11 protein-coding genes are annotated in these 13,100 nt (G+C 73.6%); all 11 read left to right on the top strand.

Translation table 11 applies throughout. The annotated features are described in order from the left end of the window. The first annotated feature begins 505 nt into the window (after nucleotides 1-505). Nucleotides 506-988, top strand: a complete 483-nt coding sequence (locus JS521_RS27705) for a CarD family transcriptional regulator (RefSeq protein WP_003953493.1) — start codon at nucleotides 506-508, stop codon at nucleotides 986-988. A 370-nt stretch (nucleotides 989-1,358) separates the two neighbouring features. Further along, nucleotides 1,359-2,126: a 2-C-methyl-D-erythritol 4-phosphate cytidylyltransferase gene (gene ispD / locus JS521_RS27700; protein WP_205085697.1), complete on the top strand. Its 768-nt coding sequence runs from the start codon at nucleotides 1,359-1,361 to the stop codon at nucleotides 2,124-2,126. Then, nucleotides 2,116-2,628, top strand: a complete 513-nt coding sequence (gene ispF, locus JS521_RS27695; RefSeq protein WP_032781280.1) for a 2-C-methyl-D-erythritol 2,4-cyclodiphosphate synthase — start codon at nucleotides 2,116-2,118, stop codon at nucleotides 2,626-2,628. Before ispD ends, ispF begins: the two co-directional genes overlap by 11 nt. A 119-nt stretch (nucleotides 2,629-2,747) precedes the next feature. Beyond that, a complete protein-coding gene (locus JS521_RS27690) occupies nucleotides 2,748-3,389 on the top strand; it encodes a GNAT family N-acetyltransferase (RefSeq protein WP_239487925.1) in 642 nt (213 codons plus the stop codon). A 27-nt stretch (nucleotides 3,390-3,416) separates the two neighbouring features. After that, the gene (locus tag JS521_RS27685) at nucleotides 3,417-4,946 is read left to right on the top strand and encodes an ABC transporter substrate-binding protein (RefSeq protein ID WP_205085695.1); all 1,530 of its coding nucleotides are present in this window, start codon (nucleotides 3,417-3,419) and stop codon (nucleotides 4,944-4,946) included. Between the two features lie 33 nt (nucleotides 4,947-4,979). Beyond that, the gene (locus JS521_RS27680; protein WP_205085694.1) at nucleotides 4,980-6,710 is read left to right on the top strand and encodes an ABC transporter permease subunit; all 1,731 of its coding nucleotides are present in this window, start codon (nucleotides 4,980-4,982) and stop codon (nucleotides 6,708-6,710) included. Nucleotides 6,711-6,835: 125 nt separating this feature from the next. Beyond that, nucleotides 6,836-8,059 (top strand): MFS transporter, encoded by a 1,224-nt coding sequence (locus JS521_RS27675; RefSeq protein WP_372448623.1) that lies wholly within the window; start codon nucleotides 6,836-6,838, stop codon nucleotides 8,057-8,059. 61 nt (nucleotides 8,060-8,120) lie between these two features. Then, nucleotides 8,121-8,525 carry a PPOX class F420-dependent oxidoreductase gene (locus JS521_RS27670; protein WP_010063550.1) on the top strand — a complete coding sequence of 135 codons (405 nt, stop codon included), beginning with the start codon at nucleotides 8,121-8,123 and terminating at the stop codon, nucleotides 8,523-8,525. 137 nt (nucleotides 8,526-8,662) lie between these two features. After that, nucleotides 8,663-10,063, top strand: a complete 1,401-nt coding sequence (cysS, locus tag JS521_RS27665) for a cysteine--tRNA ligase (protein ID WP_205085693.1) — start codon at nucleotides 8,663-8,665, stop codon at nucleotides 10,061-10,063. Between the two features lie 98 nt (nucleotides 10,064-10,161). Next, complete coding sequence (rlmB, locus tag JS521_RS27660; RefSeq protein WP_205085692.1) at nucleotides 10,162-11,118, top strand: 23S rRNA (guanosine(2251)-2'-O)-methyltransferase RlmB; 957 nt, start codon at nucleotides 10,162-10,164, stop codon at nucleotides 11,116-11,118. 171 nt (nucleotides 11,119-11,289) lie between these two features. After that, complete coding sequence (locus JS521_RS27655; protein WP_239487922.1) at nucleotides 11,290-12,936, top strand: DoxX family membrane protein; 1,647 nt, start codon at nucleotides 11,290-11,292, stop codon at nucleotides 12,934-12,936. The last annotated feature ends 164 nt before the right edge of the window (nucleotides 12,937-13,100 follow it).

Raw genomic sequence — 13,100 nt, 5'->3', positions numbered from 1 at the left:
GATCACCCGGATTATGTGAACGGCGCATGACCTACCGGCCGGTAGGTCATGCGCCGTTCACATAATCCGGGTGATCAATTCTCCCGGGCGTCCCACCGCTTCTTCGTCCTTTTCCGCCGCGCGGCTTCTTCGTCTTCGCGTCCCTCTTCCCGTCCCGGGCGGAAAGTGCCGTACGAGGCTTGGCTTGATCAAATTCATTGCGGCCGGGCAGTTGCGTCCGTACGGGTGAGCGATCACCGAACGGAGTACGGAATGATCGCCATCTGGAAACCGACAAAACGGGACTTTCGTCCTCTTCTGCAGGGCTTCCGGGCCGTGTGACGTGGATGTTTCACCTCGGGCGCACAGTGGCTCCGACCTGCGAATACCGTCTTCCGGAAGCCTTCCGCAGCACGTTCGTGTTGCTGTTGTCAAGCCCCGAGATATGCCCTGACCTGCGAAAACGCCATTCAGGAGAGTCGATTCTCGTGTTACTCTGGATAGCCACGGAAGGGGTACCTGTCACATGACGTTCAAGGTTGGCGACACCGTGGTCTATCCCCATCACGGGGCCGCGCTGATCGAGGCTATCGAAACTCGCCAGATCAAAGGCGTGGACAAGACCTACTTGGTGCTCAAGGTCGCCCAGGGCGACTTGACGGTTCGTGTGCCGGCGGACAATGCGGAGTTCGTGGGCGTGCGCGACGTGGTCGGGCAGGACGGGCTGGACCGGGTCTTCGAGGTGCTGCGCGCGCCGTATGCCGAAGAGCCGACGAACTGGTCCCGGCGTTACAAGGCAAATCTCGAAAAGCTCGCCTCCGGCGATGTCATCAAGGTCGCGGAAGTCGTCCGTGACCTGTGGCGTCGGGAGCGCGAGCGCGGTCTCTCCGCCGGAGAGAAGCGCATGCTCGCCAAGGCCCGCCAGATCCTGGTGAGCGAGCTCGCCCTCGCGGAGAACACGAACGAGGACAAGGCCGAGGCTCTGCTCGACGAGGTCCTCGCGTCCTGAAACCGGATCACACCGGTCGTATGAATGTGCCGCGGTGCCCGCTGACCAGTCGTTTTCACGCTGTGTCGTCGGGCGCTGAGGCATGTTCGGACCCGGATCCGGTGCTTCCGGTGCCCGACTGCCGGTGATCCCCCGTGCCCGCGGTGCGATCCGCGTATGCGAGGGCCGTCGGTGCATGGCGGCCCCCGGTGGTGCGTGAGCGGCCGATGCGACCTGTGCTCGCCCGGGTGTCACGGAAGGGGCCCGGTGCGAGTCAGGGCGTCACGCCCGCTCGCTGGGCCCCTACCCACGTCGGTCGTGGAAACAAACCTGCCGATCCCTCGGACCTTCTCGGATCCCTCGGACCCCTCGGACCTTCGGAGTGCAACCGATGTCATCGACGCCACCCCCGACCGACCGGCCGCGCCCTCCCCGTACCGCCGCGGTGATCCCCGCGGCCGGGCGGGGCGTACGGCTCGGGCCGGGCGCGCCCAAGGCCCTCCGGGTGCTCGGCGGGACGCCCATCCTGATCCACGCGATTCGCGCCATGGCCTCCTCCCGCGCCGTCTCCCTCGTCGTGGTCGTCGCCCCGCCGGACGGCGCGCCCGAGGTGAAGCACCTGCTCGACGAGCACGCGCTGCCCGAGCGCACCGACTACCTGGTGGTGCCGGGCGGTGAGACCCGCCAGGAGTCCGTGAGCCTCGGCCTCGACGCGCTGCCCGAGGACGTCGCCGTCGTCCTGGTCCACGACGCCGCCCGCCCGCTGGTGCCGGTCGACACGGTGGACGCGGTCGCCGCCGCCGTACGGGACGGAGCGCCCGCCGTCGTCCCCGCGCTGCCGCTCGCGGACACCGTCAAGGAGGTCGGGCCCGCCGGAACGCCCGGCGAGCCGGAGCCGGTGCTCGCCACCCCCGTACGGGCCAGGCTGCGCGCGGTGCAGACGCCGCAGGGCTTCGACCGGGACACGCTGGTGCGGGCGCACGCCGAGGTCGCGGTCGACGGCGAGGGCGCCACGGACGACGCGGGCATGGTGGAACGCCTCGGGCAGCCCGTGGTCGTCGTCCCCGGCCACGAGGAGGCGTTCAAGGTGACCCGGCCGCTCGATCTGGTGCTGGCCGAAGCGGTACTCGCCCGCAGGAGGGCCCACGATGGTTTCTGACACGTCCGCGGCGGGCCCCGCCCCCGTCATCCCGCTCGTCGGGATCGGCACCGACATCCACGCCTTCGAGGAGGGCCGCGAGCTGTGGTGCGCGGGCCTGAAGTGGGAGGGCGAGGGTCCGGGCCTGGCCGGCCACTCGGACGCCGACGTCGTCGCGCACGCCGCCTGCAACGCGCTCTTCTCCGCCGCCGGCCTAGGCGACCTCGGGCAGCACTTCGGCACCGGCCGCCCCGAGTGGTCCGGAGCCGCGGGCATCACGCTGCTCACCGAGGCCGCCCGGATCGTCCGCGCCGGGGGCTTCGAGATCGGGAACGTCGCCGTCCAGGTCGTCGGCCTCCGCCCGAAGATCGGCAAGCGGCGCGAGGAGGCCCAGAAGGTGCTGTCCGCCGCCGTGGGCGCCCCGGTCTCGCTCTCCGCCGCCACCTCCGACGGGCTCGGCTTCACCGGCCGCGGCGAGGGCATCGCCGGCATCGCCACCGCCCTGGTCTACCGGACCCGCTAGCCGTACGCCGTACGCCGTACGGCCGCCGCCTGCTGCACATCACTTGCACGTACGCTGAAGGTGCAAGCGATGTGCGGTACGAGGCGGGAGCGGCACCGGTGACCAGTGCGACCACGGTGATGACGGGGGCGACGCTCGACGGGTCCGACAGGGCCGAGCGGACCGGCCGGGCGCACCCCGGCGCCGACACCGGCCACGCGGGCGCCGGGTACGTCCTGCGCACCGCCACCGCCGACGACCTCGGCGGGGCGCGGGCCGTGATGCTCGACACCGTCTACCGCGACCTGAAGTCCGGCTACGTACCCCGCTGGCACGCCGACATCATCGACCCCGAGGCTGCCTACCTGCGCCCGGAGCGCTGCACCCTGCTCGTCGTCGAGCACCGCGGCGAGATCGTCGCCACCGGGGCCGTACGCGACCGGGGGCCGCAGGCGCCGCCCAATCCGCAGTGGGTCGCCGACCGCTTCCCCTCCGGGTCCACCGCGCAGCTCTGCCGGATCTATGTGCGCCCCGAGCGCCGCAGGCACGGGCTCGCCCGGCAACTGGTGCGGGAGCTTGGGGAGTTCGCGGCGCGGGCGGGCGGCTACACGACCCTGTACCTGCACACCGACCCCGCCGTCCCGGGCGCCGAGCCCTTCTGGCGCTCGCTCGCGCGCGAGGTGTGCGACGAGCGGACGCTGCCCGGGGGCGGGCAGGGGATCGTCCACTTCGAGTTGCCGATGCCCGCCCTGGGCTCAACAGACACCCCGCCCGTTAAGTGACAATCGTTTTCATATAAGGTCGCTCCCATGCCCTCGCCCCGCCGCCTGCCCCGCACCGCGCTGCCCCTCGCCGCGGCCGCGCTCCTCGCCACCGCCGCCACCGCCTGCACCTCCTCCGGAGAAGGCGCGGGCAGCGGCGGCGGCGACCAGCGGCTGAAGGTGGCCCTGGCCTTCCCGCCCGCCCAGGCCATGTCCCCGTACGGCGACGACGCCGTCACCCTGAGCCGGCTCGCCGTCGTCGAGGGCCTCACCCGGCTCGACGGGAACGGCGAGGCGAAGCCCGCGCTGGCGACGGCCTGGAAGCGCGACGGCGACCGTGCCTGGGAGTTCACCGTCCGCGGGAACACCGTCTTCCAGGACGGCAGCAAGCTCGACGCCGCCGCCGTGGCCCGCTCGCTGACCGCCGCGCAGAAGGCGTCCCCGAAGCCCCGGGTGCTCTCCGACACCGCCCTCGCCGCCACGGCCGAGGGCGCGGACACCGTACGGATCACGACGAAGGACGCCGACCCGCTGCTGCCCCAGCGGCTCGCCAACCCGTCGCTGAGCATCCTGTCCGCCGCCGCGTACGGGAAAGGCGGCGCCCAGGTGAACCCCGCCGGGCACGCCACCGGCCCCTTCACCCTCGCCGAGGTCAACGGCGCGGTCAGCGCCACCCTGGAGCGCAACGACACCTACTGGGGCGCCAAGGCCAAGGCCCCCGGCGCCGACGTGAAGTTCGTCGCCGACGGCACCGCGCGCGCCAACGCGCTGCGGACGAAGGACGTGGACATCGCGGAGTACGTCCCGATCTCGCAGGCCTCGCTGCTCGGCGACGGCCTGGTCCACGAGTTCCCCTCCGCCCGCACCAACGGCCTCTCCCTCAACACCGAGCGCGGCGTCTTCGCCGACCCGGCGATGCGCGCAGCCGCCCGCGAGGCCATCGACTCCAAGGCGCTGGTCGACGGCGTCTACGAAGGCCGCGCCGACACCGCACAGGGGCTGCTCGGCCCCGGCGTCCCGTGGGCCGCCGACCTGCGGACCGCCCCCACCGGCCGGGCGAAGGGCGCCGCCCCGGCAGAGGTGGAGAAGACGCAGCAGATCGTGCTCGCCACCTACACCAACCGGCCCGAGCTGCCCGAGGTCGCCACCGTCGTCCAGCAGCAGCTGGAGAAGCGCGGCTTCACCGTCAAGCAGGTCGTCCGCGACTACGCGCAGATGGAGGCCGACGCGCTCGCCGGGAAGTACGACGCGTTCATCCAGGCCCGCAACACCCTCCTGGACACCGCCGACCCCATCTCCTACCTCGCCTCCGATTTCACCTGCGACGGCAGCTTCAACATCACCCAGCTCTGTGCGAAGCCCGTCGACACCGCCGTCGACAAGGCGTCCGCCCTCGCCGGCACCGATGCCCGGCACCGGGCCGAGATGACCGCCGAGGCCGCGATCCTCGGCTCCGACGCCCTCGTCCCGCTCGTCCACGAACGCTTCGTCCAGGGTTACGACGAGACCCGCGTCCAGGGCGTCGCCCTCGACCCGATGGAACGCACCCTCATCACCGCCGACACCCGCATCGGGTGATGACGTGAAGGACCGCGCGCACCGGGTGACCGCGTGAAGTACCTCGCCGGACGGCTCGGCACGCTGCTCGCCGTCGTCGCGGTGATCGGGCTGCTGCCCTGGCTGACCCGGACCGACCCCGCCCGCACGATCCTGCACGCCCGGTACGCCGACCGGGCCCCGACGCCCGAGACGCTCGCCGCGATCCGCGCCGAGACCGGACTCGACGGCGGCCCGCTCCACGTCCTGGGCGACTGGCTCGGCGGGCTCGTACGCGGTGACCTCGGCACGTCCTGGGTCTCGGGACAGTCCGTCGGGCCGGACATCGCGGCCGCCCTCGGCAACTCCCTCACCCTCATGGGCGTCTCGCTCGCCGTCGCCGTGCTGCTCGCCCTCGCGCTGAGCGCGGCGACCCTCCGGCGCGGGGCCGCGCGCCGGATCGTGCGCGTGCGCGCCGGAGTGGGCGCGGCGGTCCTCGCCGCACTGCCGGAGTTCCTCCTCGCCGCCGTGCTGGCCACGGTGTTCGCCGTGCACCTCGGGTGGGTCCCGGCGCTCGGCTGGGGCACGCCCGGCCAACTCGTGCTGCCCGCGCTCGCCATGGGCGTACCGGCGGGGGCGCTGCTCGGACGGCTGGTGGACGACGCGCTGCCCGGCGCGTTCGCCGAACCCTGGGCGCGGGCCGCCGCCGCGAGCGGGATGCCCGGCCGGATCGTCGCCCGCCACGCCCTGCGGCGTACGCTGCCGGGCCTGCTGCCCCAGCTCGGCCTGGTCGCGGTCGGGCTGACCGGCGGGGCGGTCGCCGTCGAGACGCTGTACGCGATCCCCGGCCTCGGCGGTACGGCACTCGCCGCCGCCCTCGCCCAGGACCTGCCCGTCCTCCAGGCCGCCGTCCTGGCGCTCCTGCTCCTCGGCGTCGCCGCGGGGCTGGCCTCCCGCCTCGCCGTGCGCGCCCTGCTCGGTCCCGCGCTCACCGACCGCGCGCTCCCCGCCCTCGTCGCGCCCCGGCTGCCCGGCCGCCGCGCGGTCACCGTCGCCGCCCTCGTCCTCGGCGGCCTGCTCGTCGCCGTCACCGTCGCGGGCCTCCTGCGCGACCCGCTCCACGTCGACACCGCCGCCCGCCTCGCCGGCCCCTCCGCCGCGCACCCCTTCGGCACCGACAACCTCGGCCGCGACGTCCTCGCCCGCCTCGGCCACGGCGCCGCCCGCACCGCCCTGGCCGCCGTCGCGGTCGGAGCCGTCACCCTGGTGCTCGGCCTGCTGCTCGGAGCTCTGCGCGCCGGGGCGCTCACCGAGACCGCGAACGCGCTCCCCGCCGTCCTCGCCGGACTCGTCGTCGCGGGCATCGCCGGACCGGGCCCCTGGGGCGCGGCCGCCGCCGTGGCCGCCGTCGCCTGGGCCCCGCTCGCCGCCCACACCGCAGCCCTGTACGCCCAGGAGAAGGCGGCCCCGCACCTCGCCGCCGCCGTCGCCCTCGGCGCGGACCGGGCCCACCTGCTGCGCCGCCACGTCCTGCCCGGCGTCCTGCCGCCGGTCGCCCGCCACGCCCTCCTCCGCATCCCCGCCATCGCCCTGGCCCTCGCCTCCCTCGGCTTCCTCGGCCTCGGCACGCAGGCGCCCGCGCCGGAGTGGGGCCGGATGCTGTCGGAGAACATGCCGTACGCGGAACGCGCCCCGTGGGCCGTCCTCGCCCCCGCCGCCGCCCTCGCCGTCCTCGCCGCGCTGGCGGTCCTCACCTCGGCGGCCGTGCGCGGGCGCACCCTGGCGGGCCTGAAGGGCCTGAAGTGAACCGGCCTGCGCCCGCGCCCGCGTACGGCGATGCGTCCGCCGAAAGCCGCCGGTTGCGTCCTCGGCTCGCGAGCGCCCCCACCCCCTACCTCCGCCTCCTCGCCGCCACCCAGCTCGCCTTCAACATGGGCTTCTACGCCGTCCTGCCCTACCTGGCCACCCACCTCGGCAGCGGCCTCGGCATGGCGGGCTGGCTCGTCGGACTCGTCCTCGGGCTGCGCACCTTCAGCCAGCAGGGCCTGTTCGTCGTCGGCGGCGCGCTCACCGACCGGTACGGCCCGCGCCCCGTCGTGCTCGTGGGCTGCGCCCTGCGGATCGCCGGATTCGGCTGGCTGGCCTTCGCCGGATCCACCGCCACCGTCATCGCCGCCGTCCTCCTCATCGGCTTTGCCGCCGCGCTGTTCTCCCCGGCCGTCGAGTCCGAGGCCGCCCGCGAGGCCGTCCGGCACGAACGCGACACCGGCGCCCCGCGCGCCCACGTGCTCGCCCTGTTCTCCGCCGCCGGACAGGCCGGGGCGTTCCTCGGGCCGCTCCTCGGCTCGCTGCTCCTGCTGCTCGGCGGCGGCTTCCGGGCCGCGTGCCTCGCCGGGGCCCTCGTCTTCGTCGGCGTACTGGCCGGGCACGCCCGCCTGATGCCGCGCGCCGACCGCGTACCGGAACGGGCCGCCCCGGAAGCCGACCGCGTACCGGAACGGGCCCTCGACGCCGCCACCCGTACGGACCAGCCGGCGCGGTCGTCCTGGCGCGCGGTGTTCACCAACCGGGCGTTCCTGCTGCTCTGCCTCGCGTACAGCAGCTACCTCGTCGCCTACAACCAGCTCTACCTCTCCCTCCCCGTCGAGGTGGAGCGGGCCACCGGCTCGCAGGCCGCGCTCGGCTGGCTCTTCGCGCTGTCCTCGCTGCTCGTCGTCGCCGCCCAGCTGCCGCTGACCCGCTGGTCCGCCCGCCGGATCGCGCCGCGCACCGCGCTCGTCGCCGGCCTCGCGGTCGTGGCCGCCGGATTCGCCGCCGTACCGCTCACGCCCGGCGGGCCCGGCGGACTGCTGCCCGGCGCCGCGCTCGTCGTCCTGCTGACCCTGGGCCAGATGCTGCTGGTCCCCGCCGCCCGCGGCCTCGTCCCGGACCTGGTCGAGGACCGGCAGCTCGGGCTGGCCACCGGGGCGCTGTCCTCCGTCTCCGGGCTCGCCGTGCTCGGGGGCAGCGCGGCCACCGGCGCCCTGCTGGAGGCTCCCGCGCCCGTGCGGTGGGCGGTGCTCGCGGTGGTCCCGCTGGCCGGGGCGGGGCTGGCGTTCACCCTTCCGGCGGGACGCGGCGGGAAGGAAGCGGGACCGCGCGCGGTTGCCGGGTAGGAGCAGCATCGGAACACCGGACCCGGTCCCACCGACCCGCCGCACACAGGAGGACGTACGCATGACCGCCGCACTCTCCACCGAGCTCAAGAACCTGCTCGACACCCCCGTGTTCGTCAACATCGCCACCATCCAGCCCGACGGCAGCCCCCAGGTCTCCCCGGTCTGGGTCAAGCGCGACGGCGACGACGTGCTCATCTCCACCACCGTCGGGCGCCGCAAGGAGAAGAACCTCCGCCGCGACCCGCGCGTCACCGTCGTCGTCCAGCCCTTCGACGCCCCGTACAGCTACGCCGAGATCCGCGGCGAGGCGACGCTGACGACGGACGGCGGGCAGGAACTGATCGACGAGCTCTCGGTGAAGTACACCGGCAAGCCGTACGCGGAGTTCAACCCGAACTCCGGCGCCGACGACCCCCGCGTGGTCGTCCGCATCTCGCCGCGCAAGGTCGTCGGCAGCATCTGAGACCCGGGGCTCTCCCGCGTACTCGTACGGCTGGAAAACGCTCTCCGGGGTGTTCAGAACCATCCCGGTACCAGAAAGTTGTCCCCGCGATCCCCAAGGGTCGCGGGGCACTGGTGCGGGCCTACTACCCTTGAGGCGTGACTATTCGCCTGCACGACACCAACGCCCGGCAGATCCGTGACTTCGTACCGCTCACCGCGGGCTGCGTCTCGATCTACCTCTGTGGCGCCACTGTCCAGGCAGCACCGCACATCGGCCACATCCGCTCGGGCCTGAACTTCGACATCATGCGCCGCTGGTTCGCCTACCGCGGCTACGACGTCACGTTCATCCGGAACGTCACCGACATCGACGACAAGATCATCGCGAAGTCCGCCGAGCAGGGCCGCCCCTGGTGGTCGATCGGCTACGAGAACGAGCGCGCGTTCAACGACGGCTACGACGTGCTCGGCTGCCTGCCGCCCACCTACGAGCCCCGTGCCACCGGCCACATCCCCGAGATGATCGAGATGATGCGCGGCCTGATCGAGCGCGGCCACGCCTACGAGTCCGACGGCAACGTCTACTTCGACGTGCGCTCCCTGCCCGGCTATCTGGAGCTCTCCAACCAGGAGCTGGACGATCTGCGCCAGCCCTCCGGCGAGGGCGAGACCGGCAAGCGCGACCAGCGCGACTTCGCCATGTGGAAGGCGGCCAAGCCGGGCGAGCCCAGCTGGGAGACGCCCTGGGGCCGCGGCCGGCCCGGCTGGCACCTGGAGTGCTCCGCGATGGCCCACAAGTACCTGGGCTCCGCGTTCGACATCCACGGCGGCGGCATCGACCTGATCTTCCCGCACCACGAGAACGAGATCGCCCAGGCCAAGGCGTACGGCGACGCGTTCGCCACCTACTGGGTGCACAACGGCTGGGTCACCATGTCCGGCGAGAAGATGTCGAAGTCGCTCGGCAACTCCGTCCTCGTCAGCGAGATGGTCAAGCACTGGCGCCCGATCGTCCTGCGCTACTACCTGGGCACCCCGCACTACCGGTCGATGATCGAGTACAGCGAGGAGGCCCTGCGCGAGGCCGAGTCCGCGTTCGCGCGGATCGAGGGCTTCGTCCAGCGCGTCACCGAGAAGGCCGGGGAGACCGTCGCCCCCGCCGCCGAGGTGCCGCCCGCCTTCGCCGAGGCGATGGACGAGGACCTGGGCGTGCCGCAGGCGCTGGCGATCATCCACACCGCCGTCCGCCAGGGCAACAGCGCCCTCGCCGCCGACGACAAGGAAGCCGCCGTCGACCGCCTCGCCGAGGTCCGGGCCATGCTCGGCGTCCTCGGCCTCGACCCCCTCGACCCGCACTGGGCGGGCGAGAGCGACCGGGGCGAGGACCTGCACGGCGTCGTCGACACCCTCGTCCGCCTCGTCCTCGACCAGCGGCAGTCGGCCCGCGCCCGCAAGGACTGGGCCGCCGCCGACGCCATCCGCGACCAGCTCAACCAGTCCGGCCTCGTCATCGAGGACAGCCCCACCGGCCCCCGGTGGACGCTGGGACCGCGCTGAGCACCCGCTCCGAGCAGCGAGATGGTGCCGCCCGGCGATCCGGGCGGCACACTTTCCTTATACGTACGTACGTCTGAAAGCAACGAAACAGGTAGATCATGGCCGGGAACAGCCAGCGCAGGAACCGCCGCACGTCCAACAAGAAGGGCATGCAGGTCGGCAGCGGTGGCCAGCGACGCCGTGGTCTCGAAGGCAAGGGACCGACGCCGCCCGCCTCCGCCCGCAAGGGACACAAGAAGAACCGGGTCGCCAGCGCCCAGGCCAAGCAGGCCGCGGCCCGCCGCCCCGCACCCCGGCGCGGCGGCGTCAAGGGCACCTCGGAGATGGTCGTCGGCCGCAACCCGGTCTACGAGGCCCTGCGCGACGGCGTGCCCGCCACCACCCTGTACGTCCAGCAGTACATCGACAACGACGAGCGCGTCCGCGACGCCCTCAAGCTCGCGGGCGAGCGCGGCAACATCAACCTGATGGAGGCCCCGCGTCCCGAGCTGGACCGGATGACGAACGGCCTGAACCACCAGGGCCTCGTCCTCCAGGTCCCGCCGTACGAGTACGCGCACCCGGAGGACCTCACCGCCGCCGCGTACGACAACAACGAGGACCCGCTGATCGTCGCCCTCGACGGGGTGACCGACCCGCGCAACCTCGGCGCCATCGTCCGCTCCGTCTCCGCCTTCGGCGGCCACGGCGTCGTCGTCCCCGAGCGCCGCGCGGCCGGCATGACCGCCGGTGCCTGGAAGTCCTCGGCCGGCACGGCGGCCCGCACGCCCGTCTCCCGGGTCACCAACCTCACCCGCGCGCTGGAGGGCTACCAGAAGGCGGGCCTCACGGTCGTCGGCCTGGCCGCCGACGGCGAGCACACGGTGGAGGACCTTCAGGAGCTGGCGGGCCCGGTCGTCATCGTCATCGGCAGCGAGGGCAAGGGCCTCGGCCGCCTCGTCGGCGAGACCTGCGACTACCGGGTGCGGATCTCGATGCCGGGCGGCGCGGAGTCGCTCAACGCCGGTGTCGCGGCGGGCATCGTGATGTACGAGGTGGCGCGCCGCCGCGCCTAGATCCGGCCCACGGGGGCGGCGTTCGCGCGGCAACCGGCTCGTCCGCCGGGCGAGTTGACGCGCGAACGCCGAACACCCATCCAGGATGCCCGAGTTTGGCCGGATCTTGACGGGTCTCGGACACATCCGGTGCGGTCAAGGCAGTGTCCTAAACACACATCACTCGGTTAGATGAGTGTGGACACCAGAACGCCTCGGTTCGACGAGCAACCCGCCCTGAGCATGACCAAGGTGGACAGCGACCCCGCGCAGGTCATCGTCAACCACGCCAGCTTCCGGGTGCAGCTCGCCCCGGGTCAGCGCGCACGGCTGCGCGGTGCCCCCGCGGAAACGGCCCGCATCCCCGCCATGAGCGGCGCCGGCGGCGGCCGCAGGCGGGCGCCCGTCGTCTGGAGCGGCAAGTCCGCCCCCGGCGACCCCGGAGCGACGGGCCTCCTCCAGGCCGTGCGCAACTCCACCGCCGGACACCTCGACGCCGGACTCGGCGCGGCCCCCGGCGGCGGGCACGGCCACGAAGCGGGCGCGACGCAGGTCATCCCGCTCCTGGAGGAGACGCAGCCCAACCCCGTACTGACCGCCCCCCACCAGCCGGGACGCACCGGCCCGCTGCTGCCGCCCATGCGGCAGGCCGTCGGCGCGTACGACGACCCGCTCGACGGGCCCGCCGGCCCCGGCGACGACTACGACGACCCCGCCACCCCGGAAGCCGACGAAGCCGACTCCCGCGCCCGGCGCGGCACGGGCGACCCCGTCCGGCACGCCTACTACCCCGGCCACCGGATGAACCTGGGCGTCGTCCTGCTCCCCATGCGGGTCCTCCTCGGCTTCATCTCCATCTACGCCGGCATGGGCAAGCTGTGCGACCCCGTCTACTTCGACGGCGGCGAGCGCGGCTCGATGGTCAAGTGGCTGACCTCCCTGCACCCCTGGGCTGTGGCCGAGCCGCTGCGCGACTTCGCGCTCTCCCACCCGGTCGGCGCCGGACTCACCGTCGCCTTCCTCCAGGTCGTCGTCGGCGTCCTCACCGTCCTCGGCCTCTGGCAGCGGGTCGCCGCCGCGTTCGGCGCACTCCTCTCCGCCGCACTGCTGGTCACGGTCAGCTGGCGCACGGTCGCCGTGTACGACGCCCCCGACATCATCCTGCTCGCCGCCTGGAGCCCGCTGATCATCGCGGGCGCCCCGGTCTACTCCGTCGACGGCCGGCTCGCCGGGGAGGCCTGGCGCAAGCTCGGCCCGCGCTCGGAGCTCTGGGACCTGCGCCGCCGCGTCCTGCGCCGGGGCACCGTCGTCGCGACCGTCGTCGTCGGCCTCACCCTGCTCATCGGCTCCATCCTCGGCGGCGCGGTCCGCTCCACCGAGGTCGTCACCGTCCCCGGCCGCAACGACAACCCCACCAACCGCCTCCCCGGCCAGCCGCTCCCGCAGGAGTCCACCGGCGAACGCCAGGCCTCCCGTACGCCGCAACAGCAGCCGCAGCCGCAGCCCACCAGCTCCGGCGCGGCCACCGCACCCGAGGGCGGCCAGGCCAGCCCCGGCGCGACCCGCGAAACGGGCGGCGGCCAGAGCACCGGCTCGGGCAGCACCCAGCCCAGCCAGACCCAGGGCACGGGCCAGGCGCCCCCGCAGCAGACCACCCCGCAGCAGCCCCCGGCCGCCACCAGCGCCGGGCCCGACGCCTCGTCCGGCTCCACCGGCGGCGACGCCTCCACGGGCGGCGGCGGCGAACCGGCCCCCACCGGCGGCTCGACCTCCTCCGGCGGCGAGGGATCGAGCTCGGGCGGCGGCGGCCGGAACCCCATCGGCGGCCTCCTCGGCTGACCCGTACGACAGCGGTAACGACCGCGACGACAGCAACGAGGGGGGGGGGGGGGGGGGGGGGGGGGGGGGGGGGGGGGCGCCGGGGATAAGTAGAGAGATGGGGGCGGCCAGCGGGGGGTGGTGGGGGGGGGGGGGGGGGGGGGGGGGGGGAAAAAAAGCAGGGG

The sequence above is a fragment of the Streptomyces durocortorensis genome, from assembly GCF_016901035.1.
Classification (GTDB): domain Bacteria; phylum Actinomycetota; class Actinomycetes; order Streptomycetales; family Streptomycetaceae; genus Streptomyces; species Streptomyces durocortorensis.
The sequence above is the reverse complement of the archived record's forward strand: the minus strand, read 5'-3'. Positions and strand labels throughout refer to the sequence as shown.